This window comes from Antarcticibacterium flavum (genome assembly GCF_006159205.1).
In the GTDB taxonomy this organism is placed as follows: Bacteria; Bacteroidota; Bacteroidia; order Flavobacteriales; family Flavobacteriaceae; genus Gillisia; species Gillisia flava.
This window is the reverse complement of the sequence record NZ_CP040812.1, coordinates 1,580,060-1,592,376: the sequence shown is the minus strand read 5'-3', so window position 1 is coordinate 1,592,376 and position 12,317 is coordinate 1,580,060. Positions and strand designations below refer to the sequence as shown.

The 12,317-nt window shown below is 41.3% G+C and carries 14 protein-coding genes; 1 reads left to right on the top strand and 13 read right to left on the bottom strand.

The window, feature by feature from the left end; genetic code table 11:
• Window positions 1-240 precede the first annotated feature (240 nt).
• The 13 genes from FHG64_RS06575 to FHG64_RS06515 all read right to left on the bottom strand — a co-directional run bounded on the left by FHG64_RS06575 (window position 241) and on the right by FHG64_RS06515 (window position 11,988).
• Entirely contained in the window at window positions 241-555 is a 315-nt protein-coding gene (locus tag FHG64_RS06575; RefSeq protein ID WP_139065673.1) for a hypothetical protein, read from the bottom strand.
• Window positions 556-989: 434 nt separating this feature from the next.
• The gene (locus FHG64_RS06570; RefSeq protein WP_139065672.1) at window positions 990-2,165 is read right to left on the bottom strand and encodes a DUF1624 domain-containing protein; all 1,176 of its coding nucleotides are present in this window, start codon (window positions 2,163-2,165) and stop codon (window positions 990-992) included.
• A gap of 57 nt (window positions 2,166-2,222) precedes the next feature.
• Window positions 2,223-2,567 (bottom strand): hypothetical protein, encoded by a 345-nt coding sequence (locus tag FHG64_RS06565; protein ID WP_139065671.1) that lies wholly within the window; start codon window positions 2,565-2,567, stop codon window positions 2,223-2,225.
• Between the two features lie 80 nt (window positions 2,568-2,647).
• Complete coding sequence (locus tag FHG64_RS06560; protein ID WP_139065670.1) at window positions 2,648-3,547, bottom strand: MFS transporter; 900 nt, start codon at window positions 3,545-3,547, stop codon at window positions 2,648-2,650.
• A 20-nt stretch (window positions 3,548-3,567) separates the two neighbouring features.
• Entirely contained in the window at window positions 3,568-4,947 is a 1,380-nt protein-coding gene (locus FHG64_RS06555; RefSeq protein ID WP_218937561.1) for an APC family permease, read from the bottom strand.
• A 33-nt stretch (window positions 4,948-4,980) separates the two neighbouring features.
• On the bottom strand, window positions 4,981-5,823 hold the full coding sequence (locus FHG64_RS19565; RefSeq protein ID WP_246054318.1) for a nuclear transport factor 2 family protein: 843 nt from the start codon (window positions 5,821-5,823) through the stop codon (window positions 4,981-4,983).
• Window positions 5,824-6,036: 213 nt separating this feature from the next.
• Window positions 6,037-7,056, bottom strand: coding sequence for a DUF1566 domain-containing protein (locus FHG64_RS06545; RefSeq protein ID WP_168191328.1), 1,020 nt, complete (start codon window positions 7,054-7,056; stop codon window positions 6,037-6,039).
• 290 nt (window positions 7,057-7,346) lie between these two features.
• A complete protein-coding gene (locus tag FHG64_RS06540) occupies window positions 7,347-8,366 on the bottom strand; it encodes a DUF1566 domain-containing protein (RefSeq protein WP_139065668.1) in 1,020 nt (339 codons plus the stop codon).
• A 156-nt stretch (window positions 8,367-8,522) separates the two neighbouring features.
• Window positions 8,523-8,921 (bottom strand): RidA family protein, encoded by a 399-nt coding sequence (locus tag FHG64_RS06535; RefSeq protein WP_139065667.1) that lies wholly within the window; start codon window positions 8,919-8,921, stop codon window positions 8,523-8,525.
• An 84-nt stretch (window positions 8,922-9,005) separates the two neighbouring features.
• Window positions 9,006-9,272 carry a hypothetical protein gene (locus FHG64_RS06530; RefSeq protein WP_139065666.1) on the bottom strand — a complete coding sequence of 89 codons (267 nt, stop codon included), beginning with the start codon at window positions 9,270-9,272 and terminating at the stop codon, window positions 9,006-9,008.
• A gap of 155 nt (window positions 9,273-9,427) precedes the next feature.
• Window positions 9,428-10,312, bottom strand: coding sequence for an SDR family oxidoreductase (locus FHG64_RS06525; protein ID WP_139065665.1), 885 nt, complete (start codon window positions 10,310-10,312; stop codon window positions 9,428-9,430).
• Between the two features lie 12 nt (window positions 10,313-10,324).
• Window positions 10,325-11,044, bottom strand: a complete 720-nt coding sequence (locus FHG64_RS06520; RefSeq protein WP_139065664.1) for a hypothetical protein — start codon at window positions 11,042-11,044, stop codon at window positions 10,325-10,327.
• Window positions 11,045-11,223: 179 nt separating this feature from the next.
• Window positions 11,224-11,988 carry a hypothetical protein gene (locus FHG64_RS06515; RefSeq protein WP_139065663.1) on the bottom strand — a complete coding sequence of 255 codons (765 nt, stop codon included), beginning with the start codon at window positions 11,986-11,988 and terminating at the stop codon, window positions 11,224-11,226.
• 125 nt (window positions 11,989-12,113) lie between these two features.
• Here FHG64_RS06515 and FHG64_RS19155 point away from each other — a divergent pair, with 125 nt between their 5' ends.
• Window positions 12,114-12,278 (top strand): hypothetical protein, encoded by a 165-nt coding sequence (locus tag FHG64_RS19155; RefSeq protein WP_168191327.1) that lies wholly within the window; start codon window positions 12,114-12,116, stop codon window positions 12,276-12,278.
• The last annotated feature ends 39 nt before the right edge of the window (window positions 12,279-12,317 follow it).

Sequence of the window (12,317 nt, the reverse complement as noted above, 5' to 3'; positions counted from 1 at the left end):
TAAACTCTACTGCAATTCTTGAATATATTCTAAACTTTTTTAGATTCAAAACCACCCCCATGTTGAGGTTGATATGACCTCAGACTATACATAGCAAAGCAAACGGAAATTCAGTTTATATTAATCGGACAACTATGATTCCAAGTTCCAAATTCCAATATCAGGAATTTAATTCCAGATTTCAAAAACGGAAAACCGGAAACGGAAAACAGAAAACGGTAAACTACTAACGACTAAAGACTAAACCGCAGCAACCTTCTTTCTCCCTCCCATTACATTCCTGCGATGTTTTATAAGTCCGGAATGGTTTAGGGTTGGTTTCAAATAGGAACTTGTTGGTTTAAGCCCAAATAAACCAGATTCTATGAATCTACTGTTGGTTTTCTGAAGTTTACGCAGGGCTTTGGATTCATCTTTAATGAGCTTTTCCTGCTGCCTCCTGACCTTCAGCTGGAAGAATAGCAGCACGGCTATAAAAAGAAGAATTATTAAAAGAATCAGGGCCAGCATATTATAGATCAAAGGACTGTAAATGTAAATCGATTTGTAATTCACAAATTCTAAAGAGGGGTTAATTATTTGTTGATGAAAAGTTAATTGGGAAAGGAGGTGAGCAGTAAATAAGTAGCTTATGCCGAGAGGTGAAACGCACCTTTGTTGGGTGCCGGGGCTCCAAAGCTTTTTTTGAAAAAACAATTTCATATAAAAATTCGAAACACAAATATGTTTTCACCGGTATTTCTTGAGAAAACTTTTGCGGCTGTTGAAGAGGAATTTAATATTTGGTTTCGTTGTTGTCCGGGTCAAGAGTCTAGATCCCTCTGCTTCTGGAATTTAGAACCTGAATGAAAGCTGTGATAATCGTTAAAGCATAGCAAACACAAACGCGTTTGGCCTGTACTTCTCGAGTATTTTTGTAGATAGTTCTCCAAATTCAGAAATCATTTGTACAGGTTTATAGTTGCTTATGGTCAATGATGTTTCTTTAGTTATAGATAACTTAGCCACCAGTATTTGCGGTTATTCTTTTTATAATTCCAGTACCATTTGCAAACAGGATATAAACTAACAACCACAAATATCCAGACCAGGTACACAATACCTAATGAAAAACCATAGCCTTGCAAGTCCGTAACAAGTCCAATCCACACATCAATAATCATTAGTTCTGGATCATAACCAGTCAGATAAACAGCCAGTAGTGCCAGCAGATGGATCCAGTAAATATGAATGATGTAAAAGAACATGGGAACTTTGCCAAACAGCACCATTACTTCAAATAATTTTCCTTTAAACTTTTCAGCAAGTGAAAGCACGATTAGTGAGGGGCCCAAGGTGATTAACAAATACAAAAGTGAAGGCGGGTATTTGGTGACGTTGAAAAACGAAAGCAATGTTTTGGTAAAATCATCATAAGAAGAACGGGGAACCAAATCACCATAAACATTTGCAAAACGTAAAACAAAAAACAGGAGGATGGCAAAAATACCGGTGCGAATCAAGATCTGCTGCCTTTTAAGGGCATCATATCCAGGTTTGTAAAGGATGCCTAAATAATAACCCAGGGGCATTACAAATATCCAGGGTAGAAGTGGGTATGCATTTAAAATGTAAATGCTATCAGTGAGCTGAATTGGCCCTCTTACATGTAGCAGTTTCCAGAAATCACCCAGCTGTCCACCTAAAAAACCGTCCAATAAATTATGTCCAAAAATCACGAGCAGGCATAAAACTATCATAGGTCTTTTGGGGATATGGATAAACAATGCCAGAAAAAGCATCGAGGCTCCTAACAGCCATATCACCTGGAAAATAATAGCATCAAAGTTTAACTGAAACCGCCACCCGAAGGTTATGATGATAATTTCGACAAAAATGAGCCACATCCCGCGTTTTAAAAGCCATTTGCTAACAGCGTTTTTACCAATTTTTTGCTCTACAAAAAAAGCAGAAGTGCCGGCCAGCAAAACAAATACCGGCGCACAAAAATGCGTGATGAACCTGGTAAAAAAGATCCAGAAGTTGGTTTGGTCTATATCTGTAGGTTCAAAATAGAAATATTCTCTATGAAAATAAACCCGTGTATGGTCGAGGGCCATGAGTACAATGACAAATCCTTTTAAAAAATCTACAGATTGAATACGGTTTTGATTAGTTAAATTCATACAGTATTTGTTTTTAGCCATTAAACCTATTCAATGCACAGACTTTGAAAAAAATATTCAGCCTCCTTTTATAGTAAATTCAGCAATAGCAATTCGCTGCTTTTTGAAATCAATGAGATTTATAAAAAGAATACTTATCAGCGGTGCCAGTGCTATACATATAAAAACGTATTCCCAGGTCATAGTTTCTTTTAATGTTCCAACAAGCCCGGAGCCAACGGCTCTTCCCATGTTGGATAAGGCCATAAAGAGGGTGAATTGAGTGGCCGCTATAACCGGCCAGCAAAGTTTCATAGAGGCTGCAAAAATTCCAATTGTATGGAAGACGTAGAACAAATAATAGAGCATGATGAATCCAAATATGATCATTTTGATTTGCCAGAAGTCTGAGATAAATGCCATTAAAACGATTATTAGTGTTGTAATGATGAGGTAAATGGTAATCATTCTTTTATCACCGAAAAAATCAACCAGGGCTCCACCTACGAACATCCCAAACACACCCCTACTATAGTTGTTGTAGAATATGCCTGGGAAAATTCGGTGTTGGTCCAGCCCAGTTCCTGTATGGTAAAAATGGGTAAAAGTGTGTCGATTAAACCATACATGAGCCCCAGTACAAATGCTGCAACTAACATCATAAGAGTTGATGGCAGCAGCACTACTTTTAAAAGGCTGTTGAAGATTTGTTTCCAATGTTTTAGTTGTGTGGTTTCAGCCAGGGGGGATGCAATGCCTTTGGTCCATGGCATAATTTTTTCTCCTTTTCGTTCCCTGAAACAAATGGGGACCAGTATAATAAAGGCTACGGAAATGGCTAACAGGGCGATGGCGGTTGAGAATCCAAGAAGATTAATAAGAAAAGTTCCTATAAGTAGGGACAGGGAAATACCAATGGTTTTTGAACCCCACATAAGCCCGTTGGCCCTTGCCTGTTCGGGGACTGGCACAATATCTACCGCCATACCATCTGTAGCCACGTCCTGGAACGCCCCAAAGAAGCTGAGAATGAAGCCGGCGACCATTAAACTGTTTAAATTATTTAAGGGATCGTTCACCAGGCCCATAGAGAGAAAACTTAAAATAAGCCCTAATTGCCCGAATATGATCCAGGGGCGTTTGCGTCCCATGGATAGTATGGTATAGCGGTCCATTATAGGGGCAATAAGTATTTTAAAGCTCCACGGAATCCCAATTACCGCCACAAATCCTGCAATTTCCAAAGGTGTTTTTCCATTCATGGCCAACCATGCCGGTATAGCAAAATAGGTGATGCCCTCTGGTATTCCCTGAGCCAGGTACAATGCTGAAAAGCTTAAGTAGCGTAGGGTCGCATTTTCAGAAAGCACTAAATTTCGTTTCTTATGGCCTTGTCTCTTCATATCAAATAAGCTTCGTTCTTTTATAGTTTTTTAGTATTCTTATTTTCAATGCTTATTTTTCTATTGATTATATAAATAATCGTCAATAGAATTGTTGCCGCAAGCGTTCCCATAGCCTGAGCATAGGTCATCTTTGATAGGAAATAAGCTATAATTCCCACAGATAGAAGGGGTACAATTAAACCTCCCGGAATCTTAAATTCTCCCGGCCGGGATTTTCTGGTATATCTTAGTTTGATCACTGCAAGAGCTACTCCCAGATACTGCAGCAAAAGGCCTCCTGTTGCTATTACAGCCAGTTTTTCAAAAGTGCCGAATGCAGCAATTACAAAACCTGCCACTGCATAAGTAAGAATAGCCAAATGGGGTGTTTTAAATCTTGAATGTACCTTACTGAAAGCCTTAACAGGGATCACCCGGTCCCTGGACAGGGCATACACAACACGGGGCATATTCAGTATCGATCCACTTAGGTAGCCAAACATGGAAACAGCAGCACCTGCGGTGAGGAGCATAAATCCTTGAGAGCCGAAAACCCGCGCTGCCGTTTCAGCAAGCGGTGCGTTCTGGTCTGCAAGTTCATCCCCTAATACCCCCTGGGCTACGAGTTGTATGAATACATACAGAACTACGACGGTTGTAATTCCTGCAAAGATGGCCCGTGGTATATTTTTGTTGGGTTTTTTTACTTCTCCGCTCACATTGAGACCGGTTTCTCCGCCCATAAAAGCAAAGAAAAGGACAAGGGAAGTAGTGCCCAATTGTCCGAATTCAGGCCAGGTTTCGATAGAAATACTGGCTATTTCAATTTTAAAAGAACCTATAATAACAAGCAGCAACAGTGGGAGAATCTTGGCAACTACAAGTAACTTTACCAATCCAATGCCTTGTTTGATTCCTAAAATATTGAAGCCGGCGAGCCCCAGGAAAATTATGAGCAGGAACAACAATCTGATGATTTGCGATTCAAATAGGGGGAAAGCTACAGCAAGTATGTTCACCAGAGCATTGGAGACAGCTGCATCTGCAGCCAGGACGGCCATCAGGTATAGGTTACCCGATAAAAATCCCGCGTATTTACCGAAAGCGGTTTCTATATAGGTGTAAAGGCCACCTGTGGTTGTGATCTTACTTCCCACTTCAGCAAAACAGAGCATGATCAGGCCAATCAGCAAACCACAAAATAAATAGGCAATAATGCCGCCGGCACCCATTCCTGCAGCAACTATTGCCGGCAGCACAAAAATACCCGAGCCCACTATAATGTTAATTATGTTTGTGGACAATCCAAATATCCCAATAGTACGAAGCAGGTTTTCCTGTTTGTCTTCTTTTTTTGTAATGTTATTAAAAGAAGAGGACGTATGTATGGGCGGCATTATCTGGTTCGTTGGTTTCATTTAAAAATTTCTTTTCCAGATGCTCATAAAGGATTACTTTCTGGCTGCATCGGCCAGTTTTTTGGTATCCACATACTGCTGAAAGCCTATTATTTTCCCTCCTTTGAGCGTCCAGATATGGGCTACCTGTGCATTAAAGGTTTTACCGGTTTCCTTCACTTTTGCATCATAACGCAGCGTAGCCAGCACTTTATTGCCGCTCATTTCGTGCAGCTCAATATCTTCCAGTTTAAAATATTCATGTTCTGCGCCAGCCCTGGCAAAAACACCATTCAGCACAGCGTCGTGACCTATATAAGGGTTGCCGTCTGCATAGGCATTTCCTTCGGCTTCCATCCAGACTACTTTTTCGTCAAGTAAGGCGAGAACTGCAGGGATATCCCCTGCGGAAAAGGATCTATAAAGGCTATCTATAACAACTGTATTTTCATTGGTATTCCCAGGTTTCATCTCCACCCGAATTAGCCGGATGGGTTTGGTCTTGCTAAGGTTAACAGGCGCATGAGGTGCCTCCGGACCTTTTTGCATGGTGAGCGGAAAGGTTAAGGGTTCGGGCAATTCCCGGGTGTCAAAAATCACCTCACCGTCTTTATCGTAATCCACGAAATCCCCGGCTTCCTGAATGTAAAGTACACTTGGCCATTTGTGATGGTGAAGCGGTTCTTTCTCCCCGGGTGCAAGGCTAACTTCAAGTACCCTTACCTGATCATTCTCCAGTAGAATTTTATGGTTTTTTGGCGCCGCGATCACCGCATCCAGTTCAGCCGGCCAGGTAGCAGGATCTCCGGTTTTATAATCTATCTTCTGATTTTCCTGACCATAAGTGGTTGCAGTTATTGCAAGTAATACGAGCAGGCATTTTTTAATTGTTTTCATTTGTCGGTATGTATTGGTGAATCTCTTTTGGGAGATTTTTGTATGGTCTTTGTTTTAAAATCGTTTACCCTGGCAGTTACTCATTAGATTTTTTCCTGTATTCTGCTTTTAGGAGAATGTAATAGGCATCAAAATAAATTTAGCTTTAAGGATAAACGATCTTTAATTGACAGAGCTTGTCCATTGTTTTTCAAAGCTCCTTTTTTCTTTAATTTAAAAAGACCGAACAGCACGAGCTCTGGTGCCGTTGTAGTACTTAGCATAGCTGTCATCCCAGCCATAGTTGTCGACATAAACCCAAGCATGGAATGCATTGATCTCCGAAGAACTCCAATAGTAGCCATTAGTTAAAATGCCTACCGCTCCTTTATTTTCAACAAGTTTGTTCAACTCATCTTTGCTGGGTAAATACCAATCGGTGTAACCATTTAAATCTAAATCATTAGCTAATCTAGCTGCGATTCCTGCTTCTGCACAACCACTCACTATAGCGTTGGTATTAGCTGCGCCTGTTCCTAATCCTGTACTTGTACCACCAATAAAAGTATCAGCACAACCCCAAAAAACATAATAGTCGTTACCTACACTTAGGTCACTTGGAGCAGCAATGATGCCGTGGGTTTCATTTTCCACATATCCCGGGTCACCAGGCTGTAAGATATAGGCAATGATACCGCCCTGGTATGCATCTCCTATTTTTAAACCTTCTTCTTCACAAACAGGGATTAAGGAATAGCTTTCGCTAAAGGTGATTGGATCCCCTAATGCCTCCTGCACAACGCTGAAAGAAATCTCATCACATCCGGCCCAGGCTTCAGCAAGAGCCACAGTATGGTTCACCGTGCTGCCAGAGCTTACATCTGAATATTCCACTTCATCGCCTTCAATATCAATGGTAATGGTGGCCTTTGCATTTGGAGGTCCGGCAGTGATGGCATAGGTCACTTCCACCACAAAATCTGTTTCCGTATTGTAAGCGGTGTAGCTTACCGATTTTGTATTTCGGCCCACGCTCAGCGTTGCCATGTCGGAAACAGGATAGTAAATTTCACTTCCCGGTTCAATACAATCATCTTCACACGATCCAGCCAGGGCTTTATTCATTGGTGTGAATTGCAAATCTTTTTCAAGTATCTGGTCTGATACAGATTCTGTACTGCAAGAAAACATTACTACGGCAGCCGCGAGCAACGTGAGGCTGGTTCTGAGTCTTCTAAATTGATCTTTTTTCATAATAAAATATTTAAAATTCCTACTCATATGGCTTTTTGGAATACGCCCCGTTTTTTTTTAGTGGGTCCTGGACTCCACTTTTTTATCGGAAAGAAACTTTTTTCTATGCCACTGTTTGTATGGACTTTGTTTGAAAATCGTTTACCCGGGCAGTTATTCATTAGATTTTTTCCTGTATTCTGCTTTTAGGAGAATGTAATAGGCATCAAAATAAATTTAGCTTTAAGGATAAACGATCTTTAATTGACAGAGCTTGTCCATTGTTTTTCAAAGCTCCTTTTTTCTTTAATTTAAAAAGACCGAACAGCACGAGCTCTGGTACCGTTGTAGTACTTAGCATAGCTGTCATCCCAGCCATAGTTGTCGACATAAACCCAAGCATGGAATGCATTGATCTCCGAAGAACTCCAATAGTAGCCATTAGTTAAAATGCCTACCGCTCCTTTATTTTCAACAAGTTTGTTCAACTCATCTTTGCTGGGTAAATACCAATCGGTGTAACCATTTAAATCTAAATCATTAGCTAATCTAGCTGCGATTCCTGCTTCTGCACAACCACTCACTATAGCGTTGGTATTAGCTGCGCCTGTTCCTAATCCTGTATTTGTACCACCAATAAAAGTATCAGCACAACCCCAAAAAACATAATAGTCGTTACCTACACTTAGGTCACTTGGAGCAGCAATGATGCCGTGGGTTTCAATTTCCACATATCCCGGGTCACCAGGCTGTAAGATATAGGCAATGATACCGCCCTGGTATGCATCTCCTATTTTTAAACCTTCTTCAGAACAAACAGGGATTAAGGCATAGCTTTCGCTAAAGGTGATTGGATCCCCTAATGCCTCCTGCACAACGCTGAAAGAAATCTCATCACATCCGGCCCAGGCTTCAGCAAGAGCCACAGTATGGTTCACCGTGCTGCCAGAGCTTACATCTGAATATTCCACTTCATCGCCCTTAATATCAATGGTAATGGTTGCCTTTGCATTTGGAGGTCCGGCAGTGATGGCATAGGTCACTTCCACCACAAAATCTGTTTCCGTATTGTAAGCGGTGTAGCTTACCGATTTTGTATTTCGGCCCACGCTCAGCGTTGCCATGTCGGAAACAGGATAGTAAATTTCACTTCCCGGTTCAATACAATCATCTTCACACGATCCAGCCAGAGCTTCATTCATTTGTGTGATTTGAAAATCTTTTTCAAGTATCTGGTCTGATACAGATTCTGTACTGCATGAATACATTACAACCGCAGCCGCAACCAACATCAGGCAGGATTTTAGTTTTCTCAAATGATCTTTTTTCATAATAAAATATTTAAAATTCCCTACTCATATGGCTTTTTGGAATACGCCCCGTTTTTTAAAGTGAGTCTGGACTTCACTGTATTTGGACTTTTAAATAGAATTGCCGAAACCTTTCTATAGTCTCTAACTTTAAAAGTTGGCTTAAAATGAATTAATTCAGGAAGCAATATGTACTTCCATTTCTATTTCAATGAGCAATCCGGGAAGGGCAAGTTCTTTGACGCCCAGCCAGGATCCGGTTGGGAAGTGGTTTTTATAGATTTCAGCTCTGTAACCTGCCGCTTCCAGAAACCCGGACATATTGGTGGTAAACACATCTTCCTTAACCACATCATCAAAAGTGCAGTTGAAGTGTTTCAGGATTTTTTCAAGATCGGAATAGCAATTTTTCATTTGCTGCTCAATGTCGCCTACAGCGGTAGGGTTGCCTTCATCGTCCATACTCACGGCACCGGAGATCTTTATGCTGTTGCCTATTTTTACGGCGTGCGAATAGCCGTAGGCTTTTTCAATTTCGGGCCGGAGTAAAAAATATTCGGGTTTTTCAGTTTGCATCTTATAAGCTTTAAATTTTTTATTGAAATATTAGGGAATACTGCGTAACCTATACTTTCCCTTAACCCATCGCTTTCCTGCCGCTTAAAAATTAACCTCTGCAGACATAGTTATGGGTTCCAGGACAGTATGACGATCTTTTATATGTTGAATTTTTGGATCATTGATTATTGCCCCCAATTTTTGGACATCATCGGTATCAACCACTATTAAAATGGAATTGGGATCATCTGTATCCTGAAATGTTCTAAATCCATGAGATGCAGGTGCGAATAATCTTACCCTATCTTCATGGCCTTTTAGCCAGGCATTGATATCCCCTACTTTGTGTCGAAATACATAAGTTGCCATTGTTTTTTCATTTAGTATTTTGCCTACTCTGTATGGTTTTCGGCATCCCCATATTTTTCAATGTTTTTCATAACTTTTTACGAGCTGAATCATTTCCTGATTTTATATAGTATTCTTAATCATTCAGCAAAGGTTTCTAAAGATGATGACCTTTATTAGCTGCCTAAAGATTTTTGCGCCTTTCTCGCATCCAGTCCAAACAGATCCTGAACAGATTTGTACCAGTCGGCATCTGTTGCAGCATTCCAGGTTATCCATTCTTCATCTGTCATGGATGCACGCCAGTTAAGGAAGGGAACTGCATCAGGCCCCACCGGATATCGCAGTTGCCAGGACTCACTTTTGGCTATCTCCAGGATCTTATCTGCAACTGATGATGCCTGAGTGGGAGTTTCAAGGGAAGCTGCAAAGAGCCCGCTAAACCGGTTCACCTGCATATAAATAGATCTTCCGGCACCGTCCTGAGCAACATCCCTGGCCATTTTAGTATCTATGATCCCGGGTTCCACGATCGCGACCCTTATATTGAATTGTTTAACTTCCTGTGCCAGTGCTTCACTTATAGCTTCTAAAGCGAATTTGCTGGCGCCATACGCCCCGAGCGGAGTATTTGCTATTTTACCGGCAATGGATGCGACGTTTATGATACAGCCACTTCGATTATTCCTCATGTGAGGCAGCAAGTGCTTAATGCATCTAAGAGGTCCAAAATAGTTGGTTTCCATCACCGACTTAAATTTTGAAAGATCTGTTTCCTCAATAGAACCATGACATTCGATCCCGGCATTGTTAATAAGAACATCTATCTGTCCATGCTCTTTTTGAATGGCATTGATACAGTTTTTCACCGAGTCATCAGAGTCCACATCCATCTGTGCAATGTGGACATTCAAAGACTCGTTTTCTACTTTTTCCCTTAAAGAAACAGCCTTCCCCGGGTTCCGCATAGTTGCGAAAACCCTGTAGCCTTCCCTCCCGAATGCTAATGCTGTTTCGAGGCCGATACCTTTGCTAGTGCCTGTAATAATTACAGTTTTCATAATAAGTAATATTTAGTTACTTAACTCACTGTTTAAGGTGTAGATGTATGACCAGCCATCATCAACCGCGGCATCCCATTTAGCTCCCATTTCATCAGCTTTTTTCTTCCCTACGGCATTTTCGTAGACTTTCGATGGACTGTCTCTTACTATGTCCAGTTGAGCAAAACCGTTGTAAGGAGTGGAGACCATATAATCTGCGGCATCAACAGCACCACCCATATAGTTATACCACATTCCCCTATAGTCGCCTTCCTTGGCCTTAATGGCACTTGATACAGCAGTAATTATTTCCCTAAAAGCGGTATCGTCTTTGACTCTGAAAAATGTGACCCAAACAAGTTTTGTGTCTTCTGGCATGACTCTGCTGAATTCAGGCATGGAACGGCTGATACCATATGCAACCTTGTCAACATGCGGCATGATAAAATTGAGTAATACATTCGCGCATCCTTCGCCTGCAGGGTCCTCTTTGTCCATTTCTGCCCAATTACTCATTGAGCCAGACATTACATAAACATTGCCTTCGCCCTGCATTCTGCGCCAAAAATTCCAATTCTCTTTTCCCTCATTATCCAAATAACATTCTTTCCATTTTTTTACCCCTTCTTCAAACTGGGCACGGTGTCCTTGTTTTACAGTAATTTCAGTCGTTGTCAACAGTACAGGATCTGGCGTTTGTGCCAACACCATTGCGGGAATAAGAGCGATTAAAAAAATTAATTTTTTCATAATATTTGATATTGTTTTCACCTTTGGTGAAACGGGTTAGTAATTAATTTCCTTTAGAATAACCGGCTTTAAGATTATCTGTCCACCCATTTTTAAACGACCGGGAATGTGAGATGCCTATAGAGAAAAACTCACATCCGGTCGCTTTACGGCCCTCTACGATGCCGGTTTTAATTTCTTTAATTCGAGGTGTAAGCCAGGTCCGGGCGCATACGGCCTGTTCTGGTTTCGTACTTTTCAACAGATTTTAAAATGTCATCGAACATTCTTTCCCCTTCCGGGCCGAGCAGCGTATTATTTTCTGCTGAAGTCTGCGCGTAGGATTGTGCGTCTTTGGCTGAAATTACCACCAGGTAGTAATCTGAATTTCCGAAGCCATTTCTATATACTCTGAAGTGTTGTTTGGAGCCCTTCTTTTCATACAGGTCCTTTAGCGCCATCATTTTAGTCCGCAGGGCTGAAGCATTCTCGGGGATGACATGGAAGAAATGCCATTTACGGTAATCCTCAGCCGGGGTATTTGTTGATAAGCCGTTGGGCATATATGACAGGTCGCTTAAGAGATGCACCATATAATCCCTGTGGGTGTCATAGGTCTTATTGAAACGGGCAAAGAGCTGTCTAAAATTGTCCTCTCCCATCTTTTCAGCAAGCGGGGCGAGGGGGTTCTTATCAAGATCGGCCATATTGGTAACAGGAGAGATGCTTAAAAAAGTACCATCGTCCAATGTCGCGGTGGCAAAATTGGCCCCTTTAATATTGTGCTTTTTACAGGCGTCGATAAAATCTTTGGTTACGGCTTCATACTCTTTAACCATAGAAGGTCTTACATTGTCCTCGTGAACCCAGAATGCCTGGTTGGCACTTGCGGTCTGCGCGAAAAGATCCCCGGTTTGGAAAAGAAGGGTAGCAAGGAAAAGGCTGAAGAAGAATTTAGTTTTCATAGCTTGTGGTTTTAAGATATATACCACAAGATATTGTTGGAAGTCGCTGAAAACAAGCGTGTTAGGACGAACAGGGCCGTAGCCTGTCCAAAACGTCAATTTTATTACCCGAAAAGGAAAGTTATATGGTTTGCAATCATTTTAGAAGTTCCCTGCGAACCTTTAAGCTGAATATTGATAAGTACAATATCCGGGAGGTTTTTCTGTATATGGCCTGGGGCATCTTTTCCAACGGGGATGATTCCCGGGACCTTGGTGGCCCATTTCACAGAGCTGCCTGGAAATATTAGCTGCAATGATCATTTCATCCTCAACAACTATTATTTTTA